The following is a 10,331-nucleotide window of genomic DNA, read 5'->3' as shown; positions in this document are numbered from 1 at the left end:
CCACCACATCCCCGGCGACGGTGAATTTCAGCGCATTGCCGATGAGGTTGTTGAACAGTTGCTTGAGGCGCATCTCGTCGCCGACGACCCAGTCGTGATCGCCCGTCTCGCAGGCGACCTTCAGCGTCAGGCCCTTTTCCTGTGCGCGAGGCCTCCATAGCGCCTCCAGGTCCGCCGCCAGTCTGTCGAGATGCACGGGCGTGGTTTCGAAGCTCATCAAGCCGGCCTCGGCGCGGCTCATGTCGAGCGCGTCCGTGAGAAGCCGAAGGAGACTTTCGCCGGAATCCAGAATGGTGCGGACGTAGGGCCTCATCGCTTTCTGGGTCAGTTCGCGTTCCATCAGGGCGGCGACGCCCAGAACGCCGTTCAGCGGGGTGCGGATTTCATGGCTCATGACGGCCAGGAACTCGGACTTGGCGCGACTCGACGCGCGGGCTTCGGCCTCCGCGCGCGCCAGCTCCCGCGCGAGGGCTCCCATGGCGTCCGCACGCCGTTGATGGATGGCGCTGCTGGCCTGGAGCACATGCACGCCGGCGCCGACTCCGACATAGCGGCCGTCGGCGGTGACGATGAAGCCGTTGAGCAGGTCCCCCAGGCTGGAGGCGTCCAGAGACTGGAACAGACTCTCCGCGTCGGCCTCGGCCTCCAGCACGCGCGGGTTTGCATCCATGAGGGTGGCGGCGGGGCGCTTCGCATAGAGCGCACGGCCGAACTCGGCGGCCATCTTCAGGGTGAAGGCGTTCCGCTCGATCAGGCCGACCGGACGGCGGTCGCTGTCGATGACCGCGATGAGCAGGGTGTCGGGTTCGCTCTGGAAGCGGTCGTAGACCTCGGCCCCGGAGGCGTCCGGTCCGATCGGCGCCGCCGCGCTCGCAAAGTCTCCGATCCTGGCCATGCCCGCCCTCTGGTTTGGTGGGCGCGTCATAGACGGCGGCGACTTAACCGATGCTTTGCCGTTCGTGAAACTTTTGCGAGATTCGCTTGTAGAACAATCAGTAAGCGGAGCTAAAGACGGGCGAGAAGCCCTGCCGCGAACTGGGACAGGGTGTCGTCCCGGGCGCCCATGATGACGATGCGGTCGCCGGGGCGGGCCAGTTCGACGAGGCGGTCGCCGCAGGCGTCGCGGGTCGGCAGGGCCTCGGCGTGGCGGCCGGCGGCGCGGATGCCTGAGGCGATGTCCTCGCTGCCGACGCTGCGGTCGGTCGTGCCGCCGTAGTAGACCGGCTCGGGCATCAGCAGGACGTCGTCGGCGCGCAGCAGACCGGCGAAGCCGTCGATGAATTCGTGCTTCATATGCTTCAGCGGGCCGAAGCCGTGCGGCTGGAACAGGATCAGCAGGCGGCCGTCGAAGGCGTGCAGGGTCTTGAGGGTGGCGGCGATCTTGTCCGGGTTGTGGGCGAAGTCGTCGATGACGGTGACGCCGTTGGCGGTCCCGACCAGCTCCATGCGGCGGCGGATGCCGGAGAAGGTCTCGAGCGCGGCGACGGCCTGGTCGAGCGGCACGCCGACGGCGCGCACGGCCCCGAGGGCGGCGAGGGCGTTGGCGACATTGTGGGCGCCGGGGACGCTGAGGGTGACCGTATGTTTCGGTCCGCCCTTTTCGGTCAGGGTGAAGCGCATGCCGGTCGGACCCGGCTCCAGGTCGTGGGCGTTGAGGGTGGCGGCCTCTTCCCCGAGGGCGAAGGTGACGACCGTCTCCGGCGGCAGGGTCTGAGCCAAGGCCGCGGTCTCGGGATTGTCGAGGTTGAGCACGGCGGTGGTCGAGCGGGCGGTGAAGCCGCCGAACAGGTCGCGCAGCTCCTCCATCGACTTGTGATCCAGCGAGATGTTGGAGACGACAGCCACAGTCGGATCGTAGCGGGCGATGGAGCCGTCCGATTCGTCGACCTCGGAGACGAACAGGTCGCGTCCGCCGATCAGGGCGCTGGCGAACGGATGGTCGGCGTCGGCGAAATTCTTCATCACCGCACCGTTCATGACGGTGGGCTCGCGGCCGGCCTGATGCAGGATCCAGGCGATCATGCCGGTGATGGTCGACTTGCCGCTGGTGCCGGCGACGCCGATCGAGGTCGGGGCGGCGTTGAACAGCTGCGACAGCAGCTCCGGGCGGGTGACGATGCGGGCCCCGGCCCGGCGGGCGGCGCCGATATCGGGAACGGTATCCTCGATGGCGCCGGTGGCGACGACGATCTGATCGGGCCGCGTGACGCCGGAGCCGTCCTGCGGATGCAGGGTGACGCCGTGGGCTTCGAGCCAGGCGAATTTCTCCGGCGTGCGGCCCTGGTCGCGGGACCGGTCGGAGCCCTCGATGCGGCCTCCCCCTGAAGCCTGGAGTTGAGCCTGGACGATCATCGCCAAGGGCAGCATGCCCGAGCCGCCGATGCCGCAGAAGAAATAGTCGTCTTGATTCATGAGGGCGAAACCGGGGAATGTCCGGCGGCCTGACTAGCACGGTCGGGCGGGGAGGCCAGCGGCCAGATGAAGATCGGCATCGTCAACGCCAGTTCGCGCTTCAACCGGGAGCGGGCGGACGCCGTGCATGAATGGTTCGCGGCCCATGTGCCGGATGGTGCGGCCCAAGTGGTGTTCCACCCCGCCAGCTTCGGCAAGCACGGGCATTTCGGGGGCGACGACGCCAGCCGGGCGGCGGCCTTCGTCGAATACGCCAACGATCCGCGGCTGGACGCGGTGTGGTTCGCGCGCGGCGGTTACGGTTCGTGCCGGATCGCCGAGGCGGTGCTGCCGCAGCTGACCGATGTGGCGCGCAAGAAGCGGTATCTGGGCTATTCCGACGCGGGGACGCTGTTGGCGGGACTGTACAAGGCGGGCTTTGAGCATGTGGCGCACGGGCCGATGGCCTCGGACGCGGTGCGCAACGACGCGACGGCGTGGCGGGCGCTGAACTGGCTCAAGCGCGGCGACCCGGCGTCCTGGGAGGCGTCGCTGCACGAGGACCCGCGACCCGCGGCCGCCTTCAATCTCAGCATCCTCGACGCCCTCGTCGGGACGGCGCTGGAGCCCGACCTGTCCGGCCATGTGCTGATGCTGGAAGACGTGTCCGAGCCGCTGTACCGCGTCGACCGGATGATGTTCCACCTGACCGGCCAGGCCTCGATCCGCAAGGTCGCGGGCATCCGGCTGGGCCGGGTGTCGGCCATCGTCGAGAACGATCCGGACTTTGGCCTGACCCCGGAGGAGATCGTCCGCTACTGGTGCCAGCGCTCGGGCATTCCGTATCTCGGGGCGGCGGACATCGGCCACGACCGCGACAACAAGGTCGTGCCGTTCGGGCCGCGATAAGGCGCGACAGCGGCGACGCTGGCGCGAGGCTCCGCGCCACGCCATGTTCGAGGCGTATGAACCGCCGCAACCTTCTCTTTCGCGCCGCAGGGCTGGCCGCCGTCGTCGGCGGGGCCTGGTGGGCGCGCGAGACCCTGTTCTGGCCGGCGCCGGATCTGGCGTTCGCCGAGGAGGGCGCCACGCCGTGGCTGCCCTATGCGCGGCGGGCCAACGTGCCGACCGTGAAGGTGAGGGTCGAGGGACGCGATATCATCGCCCTGATCGACACGGGCGCCCAGTATTCCGTCATCGACCGTCGGCTGGTCGAGACCCTGCCGGCGCAGCGCCGGTCGCTGTTCGACATGCCGCTGGTCGCCTATGGCGTCGGCGGCGGCAGCCAGATGGGGCGGGGCACGACCGTCGAGGTGAGCCTGCCAGGCCTGACCATCGGCGAGCTTCGGGCGGCGATCCTCGATCTGGGCCCGCTCGCGTCGGCGGGAGGGTTGAACACGCCGTTGATCCTCGGCCGGGATGTGCTCGAGCATCTGGTGCTGGCGCTGGATCCGGCGCGACGGCATGTGCGGCTGATCTCTCGCGACTCCTTCGTGCGGCCGCCGGATCTCGCCTCGACCGTGGTCCGGTCGTCGGGCGGAGGGCTTGTCGTCGAGATCACCGTCGAAGGGGTCGTCGTGAACGCGGTGGTGGATACCGGCGCATCGTCGCTTCTGGCCCTCGACAGCGAGACCGCCCGGGCCGTCGGGCTGATGGATGGGCGGGCGCAGACGAGCGCGACCAGCCTGGTCCTCGGCGGCGCCGCGCGGGCGGCGATACTGGAAGCGCGCACCGTGACCTTCGCCGACCATCTGTACCGGCGTGTCCAGGTCGGGGTCTTCGAGCAGCCGCCGCTGCCCAACTTCCCCGGCGCCCTGGTGGGCATGGAGGCGTTCGCCGGCCGTCGGGTCGCCATCGATCTGGGCGCGGGCACCCTGCATGTGTCCCAGCCGCTGGACCTGACCGTGAACTGAGCGTCAGAGGCCCGAGAAGGTGTCGCAGGCTGCCGGACCGCCGGACTGGTAGCCGCGCCGCAGCCATTCCATGCGCTGGGCCGAGGAGCCGTGGGTGAAGCCCTCGGGCACGACCCGGCCGCCCGAACGACGCTGCATTGTGTCGTCGCCGATGGCCGAGGCGGTGCGCAGGCCCTCCTCGAGATCCCCGGCCTCGAGCGCCACGGCGCCATTCGAGGCGGCCGCTGCGTTGGCGGCCCAGACGCCGGCGTAGCAGTCGGCCTGAAGCTCGAGGGCGACGGAATACTGGTTGGCCTCGGCCTCGCCCGCGGCGCGCTGCTGGGCCTGCCGAACCTGTTGCGACGTGCCCGTCAGCGTCTGGACGTGATGGCCGTATTCGTGGGCGATGACATAGGCGCGGGCGAAGTCGGCGGAGGAGGCCCCGAGCTGCGTCTCCATCTGATCCCAGAAGGACAGGTCCAGATACACATGACGGTCGGCGGGACAGTAGAACGGCCCCATAGCGGACTGGCCGAAGCCGCAACCGGTCGAGGCGCCCTGTTCGTAGAGGGTGACGGTCGGCGGCTCATAGCCTTGCAGCTTGGTGCGCCAGACGTCGTCGACGTTGGTGCCGATCACATCGACGAAGGCCCCGGCCTGATCCTCTGGACTGCCCTGAACGCCCTGTTCCGAGCTGCCGACGCCGCCCAGCTGGCTGGTGATCTGCTGGGTGGTCTGCGGGTCGATGCCGAAGACGAAATAGCCGATCGCCGCCAGGACGAGGGCGCCGATGCCGCCGCCGGCGATCCCCACGCCGCCCAATCCACGCCGGTCATCGATGTTGCCGCCGCGTCGTCCGCCCTGCCAGCGCATGTCTGTTTCCTCTTCCCGGATTGAAGCCAAGCAGGAACGCGGTCGGCAGGGAAGGGATGCAGGTCGAAAGGATCAGCGGGCGGGGCGGTCCAGCCAGGCGTCGATCTGACCGAGCCCGGCGGTCGCGGCGCGACGGCGTTCGGTGGCGGCTTCCCGCAGAGCGCGCTCTTCCTCCGGCGAACGGAGGGCGCGCCAAGCGGGCGGCGGCATGGGGTCGGGCTGGCGGGCCGCCTCGATCCCGAGCCGGTTCAGGCGGGTCTCGAGCTGGAGCTGGCGGGCGAAGGCCTCGCGCTGGTCGGCCTGGGCGCGCAGGCGGTCGATCTCGTAGCGGTGCTGGTCGGCCTGGTAGCGGTGCGGGTCGACGGTCGCGCCGATGTATGGCGGCGACGACTGGGCCTGGGCCGAACCGGCGGCGGCGAGGACGGCGACAGCGAGCAGGGCGCGAACGGCGGTCATGACTGGAATATGGGTCCGGCGCCGCGGAACGCCAAGCGCGGCCGTCAGCGGCCCGTGGCGAGCGCCCAGACCCGCGTGCGCTTGACGGCGGAGTCCTCGAGCTCGCGTGTGGTCGGGACTTCATATTCGGCCAGGAGGTCGAATCCTGACCGAGGAAAATAGGTTCGAAGCGGGTCGCCGACGAGGACCCGGGCGCCGCGGTCGGCCGCCACGGTCAGCCAGGCGAGCACGGATTCCGCCATGGGCCGCTCGTAGAAGACGTCGCCGGCGCAGATGACGGCGACGTCGGGCGGCGGGGCGTCGAGCAGGTTGGCGTCGGTGAAGTCGAGGCTGACCTGATTGGCCTGGGCGTTCAGGGCGACGGCGGCGGCGCAGAAGGGGTCGATGTCGGCGCACAGGACGGAGGCCGCGCCGGCCTTCATGGCCGCGATCCCGACCAGGCCGGAGCCGGCGGCGAAGTCGAGCACGCGTCTGCCGGCGACCTCGTGCGGATTGTCGATCAGCCAGCGGGCCAGGCCCTGACCGCCGGCCCAGGCGAAGGCCCAGAACGGCGGCGGCAGGCCGAGTTCGCCGAGCTCCTCCTCGGTGAGCCGCCAGAGGGGGGTGATCTCGTCGGCCAGCCACAGAGTGATCTCCGGCGCGTGCGGCAGGGACTGGAGGCGGGTGTTGGACAGGATGAAGGCGGCGGGGTCGGCGATCACGTCCCGGCCGACGCCTGCCGCAGGACGCTCAGATAGCCCCCAGCCACCTCCATCCGTTCGCCCTGGGGCTTGGCGCGCACCGCCCGATGCAGGGCCGGGAGCTTCCAGCAGGGCACGTGCATGAACAGGTGGTGCTCGGCGTGGAAATTGACCCAGTAGGGGGCGATGAAGGCGCGCTCCCACCAGGAGGCCCGGGTGGTGCGGGCGGCGCGGAAGGCGTCCGTGGCCGAGCCCTCGACGCAGGCGTGTTCGGCGATGTTGCGCAGGCGGGTGACCATCGGGAACCAGGTCGCCAGCGGCAGCAGCCACAGGACGAAATACGCCCACCAGACCCCGGCGAGCACGGCCGCCGCGAGCAGGGCGGCGTTGACCAGCAGGAAGGGGGCGACGCTGCGGCCGGTGACCACGGCGCCCTCGGCGATGTCCTCGTCGCGGCCGCGGCGGAAAGCCGCGAAGAGGTAGAGCACCCTCTGCTTGAAGAAGGTCTGACCGGTCAGGTCGCGGACGATCTTGCGGCGCAGCGAGGCGCGGGTGACCGGGAAGGGGGCGGACAGCACCAGGTCCGGGTCCTCGGCCTGCTGGGCGTATTTGTGGTGGCTGAGGTGGTAGGGCCGGTAGAGCGCCAGAGAGGCGCCGACCGGCACGGCGCAGAACCAGTGGCCGAGGACGTCGTTGAGCCGCCGGTTCGACGACAGACCGCCGTGGGCCGCCTCGTGCATCAGGATGGCGAGGCCCAGCTGGCGCGTGCCGATGACGGCGACGCAGAGCGGGATCAGGATCGGCCAGAGCACGCCGGCGGCGACCGCCAGCAGGATCACGCCCCAGCAGTGCAGGACCAGCAGAGGTCCGACCCAGGCGCGGCGCGTCTGGAAGGGCGCCCACTCGTCGGGGGTGAACAGGTCGGACGGACGGACGCGGGGCGCGGCGGGCATGGGAGAAAGGATACGCCCCGGACCCGTCCCCGGAAAGCGGCGCAGCCGGCGAGGGCGAGTGTCAGGCATGGCTGACGAAAAGTCAGGTTGACATGACAAAATGTCGATGTAAGGTAAGCATGACATCACGTCAGGAGGATTTGTCATGTTGGGCATCGCGAAAACACAGACCTCGGCCAACCGACGCTATGTCGTCCGGACCATGGCCTTCATGAGCGGCTACGTCGCCATCAATGTCGCCGCCATCTTCGGAGCCTTCGACGACATCGCCTCGCCGGTCGCGGCCTGGGCCCTTGCGCTGGCCGTTTCGGCGCCGGTGGTCGGACAGATCTGGGCGACGCTGTCGCTGATGCGGGACTCGGACGAGTTCGTCCGGGCGGTCACCGCCAAACAGTTCATCCTGGCCGCGGGCCTGGCCATGGCCATCGCCAGCGTCTGGGGGTTCGGCGAGAGCTACGCCGACGCCTACCATATCCCCGCCTGGATCATCTATCCGCTGTTCTGGGCCTGTTTCGGCCTGGTGGCGCCCTTCGTCAGGAGCAGCCGATGAAGAACCGGCTGAAATTGCTGCGCGTCGAGCGCGGCTGGACCCAGGAACAGCTCGGTCAGGCGCTGGGCGTGTCGCGGCAGGCCGTGAACGCGCTTGAGACCGAGAAACACGATCCGTCGCTGGACCTCGCCTACCGCATCGCCGTGCTGTTCGCGCGGCCGGTGGAAGAGGTTTTCGAGAACCCCCACGCCTGACGCTGTCAGGCTCTTTCAAAGGACATATCCGATGCTGCATCTTCGTCACTTCGTGGCGCGCTCGACCCTGCGCGCAGTGTGCCTCGCCTCTGCGTCATTATTGGTCGTAGGCGCCGCGGCCTTCGCCGTCCGGGCGGAGGCGGCGCCGGTCGCCGCTGTCCAGAGCGCCTTCGCTTCGGACCGTCTGTCGGTCGAGGTTGTGGGGAGCGGACCCGACGTGATCCTGATCCCCGGCCTGGCCTCGTCGCGGGAGGTGTGGCGGGCCGCGGCGGAGCGTCTGAAGGCGACGCACCGGGTGCATCTGGTGCAGCTGGCCGGGTTCGCGGGCGAGCCCTGGACCCACGGCGACGGGCCGTTCGTGGAGCCGGTGGTCGGGGAGCTGGCCCGCTACATCGGCGAGGCGGGGCTGGAGCGGCCGGCGGTGATCGGCCACTCGATGGGCGGCCTGACCGCGCTGCTGCTGGCCCAGGCCGAGCCGGGGCTGGTGGGGCGGGTGATGAGCGTCGACAGCCTGCCGTTCTTCAGCGCCATGTTCGGACCGCAGGTGACGGCCGAGAACGCCCAGCCGTTCGCGGCCCAGGCGGCGGCGGGGATCCTGTCGGCCGACGAGGCCTCCTTCCGGGCCCAGCAGGCGCAGACGGCGGTCGGCATGGCGCGGGACCCGGCCACGCGCGAGGCCATGGTCGAGTGGTCGATGGACACCGACCGGCAGGCGATGGCGGCGGCGATCCGCGACGTGATGACCACCGACGCCCGGCCCGGGCTGGCGGCGATGACCACGCCGGTGTGGGCGGTCTACGCCTCGGACGCCGACGGCGGCGCGCCGGCGGCGGGGTCCGACGCGCTGTGGGGCCGGGAGTATGCGGCCCTGCCGGAGGTCCGGCTGATCCGGGTCGACGGGACCCGGCACTTCATCATGGCCGACCAGCCGGCGCGGTTCGCCGAACTTGTGGATCAGTTCCTGGCGGACTGACCCTGACCGGCGAGGCCGGCGTTGCCCGGCAGGCGGCAGGCGGTGACGACGCGCTGGCGCCGGCCCGCCTGTCCCTCGTCGGGGGCCAGGTCGAGGCAGTCGACGACCTGGAGGGGATCGGCGTCGGCGATGATGACGCCGCCGCCCTCGACGCAGTCGATCTCGATCAAGGGACCGCCGTCGCGGGTGCGCCCGATCACGGCCGCCTCGGCGACAGAGCAGATCAGGCCGGCGCGCGCCACGGCCGCCGCCGCCAGCGCGCCGGCGTCGGCGTTCGATCGCGGCGCGGGCGGTTGGTTGCGGCCATGGTTCATCGCCTCCCGGGAGGAGCGGATGCGGCTGGGCGTCCCGGCCGTCACCCCGTACTGGCCGGGACTGTAGATGCGGACGCCTTCGGGCTGCCGCAGGGGGGGCGCGGTCTGGGCCAGGACGGGCCCGGCGAGGCCGGCCAGACAAAGGACGAGGAGCGCGCGCATCAGACCGTCTCCGCGGGGGGCGGGGCAGCGTCGCCCGCCCGTGTCAGCTGGCCCCCGAACTCGCCGGCGTAGGCGGTGGCCAGCAGGGAGCGGAACACGGCGGCCGGAATGGCGATCTCGTAGCCGCCCTCGGCATAGGATCCGGCCTGGTAGGGACCGATCAGGAAGGTCAGGCCGGCGGCCTTGCCGGGCGTGTCGCCGGGAGTCAGGACGAACGGGGTCGTGGCGGCCCGCGGGCAGGCGAAGGGCTTGCTGTCGAAGGTGATCGAGGCGCCGTCCGGCACGCGGGCGCGCTTGGCCGTGTTGAGGGCCGAGCACAGGGCCAGGTCGAGGACGGTCAGATCGGCCCCCTTCCGGAACAGGTCGGCCAGGCCGATGCGGCGCTTCAGCGCCTTGTCCCAGAGGATGCCGCTGGTCAGGGTGTTGGGGTGGGCGCCGCCGGAATAGTCGAATGAGGTCCGCTTCAGGCTGAACAGTTTGGCCGTCTCGTCGGCCGTGGTCACGGTGATGGTGTTTTCGTATTTCGGCCGGTCGGTCGCGGCCCCGGCCTCGGTCAGCTCGCCCTGCGCCCCTTCCGCGAACTGGCGCAGCTTGCGCACCTCCTCGGCGTAGAGGCTGGCGTGCAGGTCGGGGTGGGCCTTCAGTTCGTCCGGCAGGGTCAGCTTGATGTCGGCGTAGGGGGTCTTTTCATCCAGCCCTTGAGGCGCGGCGGCGTCGGCCGGGGTGATCAGGGCGTTGGGGTCGGACGTCGGCGCGGCCGGCGCGTCCGTCTCGCCGTCGCGGTTGCAGGCGGCGAGGGACGCGGCCACGGCGGCGGAGAGGAGGAGCAGTCGGAGGGGGCGGGCCATGCGGAGATCCTTCAAAGCGGAAACTGAACCGAGGCGAGAATGATG

13 protein-coding genes are annotated in these 10,331 nt (G+C 70.4%); 5 read left to right on the top strand and 8 right to left on the bottom strand.

The genetic code is table 11. The features are described from left to right. Nucleotides 1–895 (bottom strand): histidine kinase dimerization/phospho-acceptor domain-containing protein (locus tag RDU12_RS07425; protein ID WP_308684359.1); only part of this gene is annotated, 895 nt, incomplete at its 3' end. A gap of 110 nt (nucleotides 896–1,005) precedes the next feature. Then, on the bottom strand, nucleotides 1,006–2,412 hold the full coding sequence (murC, locus tag RDU12_RS07420) for a UDP-N-acetylmuramate--L-alanine ligase (protein ID WP_300290498.1): 1,407 nt from the start codon (nucleotides 2,410–2,412) through the stop codon (nucleotides 1,006–1,008). Nucleotides 2,413–2,478: 66 nt separating this feature from the next. Between murC and RDU12_RS07415 the strand changes: the two genes are divergently transcribed. Together RDU12_RS07415 and RDU12_RS07410 are read left to right on the top strand one after the other, a co-directional pair. After that, nucleotides 2,479–3,300: an LD-carboxypeptidase gene (locus tag RDU12_RS07415; protein WP_300290499.1), complete on the top strand. Its 822-nt coding sequence runs from the start codon at nucleotides 2,479–2,481 to the stop codon at nucleotides 3,298–3,300. Between the two features lie 56 nt (nucleotides 3,301–3,356). Next, entirely contained in the window at nucleotides 3,357–4,304 is a 948-nt protein-coding gene (locus RDU12_RS07410) for a pepsin/retropepsin-like aspartic protease family protein (RefSeq protein WP_300290502.1), read from the top strand. Nucleotides 4,305–4,307: 3 nt separating this feature from the next. On the opposite strand, the gene RDU12_RS07405 is transcribed toward RDU12_RS07410, so the two are convergent. The 4 genes from RDU12_RS07405 to RDU12_RS07390 all read right to left on the bottom strand — a co-directional run bounded on the left by RDU12_RS07405 (nucleotide 4,308) and on the right by RDU12_RS07390 (nucleotide 7,245). Continuing rightward, nucleotides 4,308–5,156: a neutral zinc metallopeptidase gene (locus tag RDU12_RS07405; protein ID WP_300290504.1), complete on the bottom strand. Its 849-nt coding sequence runs from the start codon at nucleotides 5,154–5,156 to the stop codon at nucleotides 4,308–4,310. Between the two features lie 72 nt (nucleotides 5,157–5,228). Next, nucleotides 5,229–5,612 (bottom strand): hypothetical protein, encoded by a 384-nt coding sequence (locus tag RDU12_RS07400; protein ID WP_308684358.1) that lies wholly within the window; start codon nucleotides 5,610–5,612, stop codon nucleotides 5,229–5,231. A gap of 44 nt (nucleotides 5,613–5,656) precedes the next feature. Next, nucleotides 5,657–6,313 (bottom strand): methyltransferase, encoded by a 657-nt coding sequence (locus RDU12_RS07395; RefSeq protein WP_300292387.1) that lies wholly within the window; start codon nucleotides 6,311–6,313, stop codon nucleotides 5,657–5,659. Further along, the gene (locus RDU12_RS07390) at nucleotides 6,310–7,245 is read right to left on the bottom strand and encodes a fatty acid desaturase family protein (RefSeq protein ID WP_300292389.1); all 936 of its coding nucleotides are present in this window, start codon (nucleotides 7,243–7,245) and stop codon (nucleotides 6,310–6,312) included. Before RDU12_RS07390 ends, RDU12_RS07395 begins: the two co-directional genes overlap by 4 nt. Nucleotides 7,246–7,390: 145 nt before the next feature. Between RDU12_RS07390 and RDU12_RS07385 the strand changes: the two genes are divergently transcribed. The 3 genes from RDU12_RS07385 to RDU12_RS07375 are packed head-to-tail and all read left to right on the top strand — an operon-like array spanning nucleotide 7,391 to nucleotide 8,962. Beyond that, complete coding sequence (locus RDU12_RS07385; protein ID WP_300292391.1) at nucleotides 7,391–7,795, top strand: hypothetical protein; 405 nt, start codon at nucleotides 7,391–7,393, stop codon at nucleotides 7,793–7,795. Next, nucleotides 7,792–7,989: a helix-turn-helix transcriptional regulator gene (locus RDU12_RS07380; protein WP_300292393.1), complete on the top strand. Its 198-nt coding sequence runs from the start codon at nucleotides 7,792–7,794 to the stop codon at nucleotides 7,987–7,989. Before RDU12_RS07385 ends, RDU12_RS07380 begins: the two co-directional genes overlap by 4 nt. Nucleotides 7,990–8,020: 31 nt before the next feature. Beyond that, nucleotides 8,021–8,962, top strand: coding sequence for an alpha/beta hydrolase (locus tag RDU12_RS07375; protein ID WP_308684357.1), 942 nt, complete (start codon nucleotides 8,021–8,023; stop codon nucleotides 8,960–8,962). Here the strand turns inward: RDU12_RS07375 and RDU12_RS07370 are convergent. Both RDU12_RS07370 and RDU12_RS07365 read right to left on the bottom strand, forming a co-directional pair. After that, the gene (locus RDU12_RS07370; RefSeq protein ID WP_308684356.1) at nucleotides 8,944–9,438 is read right to left on the bottom strand and encodes a hypothetical protein; all 495 of its coding nucleotides are present in this window, start codon (nucleotides 9,436–9,438) and stop codon (nucleotides 8,944–8,946) included. The genes RDU12_RS07375 and RDU12_RS07370 overlap by 19 nt on opposite strands. Then, on the bottom strand, nucleotides 9,438–10,286 hold the full coding sequence (locus RDU12_RS07365) for a DUF3298 domain-containing protein (RefSeq protein WP_308684355.1): 849 nt from the start codon (nucleotides 10,284–10,286) through the stop codon (nucleotides 9,438–9,440). Before RDU12_RS07365 ends, RDU12_RS07370 begins: the two co-directional genes overlap by 1 nt. Nucleotides 10,287–10,331 lie beyond the last annotated feature (45 nt).

The organism is Brevundimonas sp., from assembly GCF_031082345.1.
Classification (GTDB): domain Bacteria; phylum Pseudomonadota; class Alphaproteobacteria; order Caulobacterales; family Caulobacteraceae; genus Brevundimonas.
Note: the sequence above shows the minus strand (reverse complement) of the source record. Positions and strands in the feature narration are given on the sequence as shown.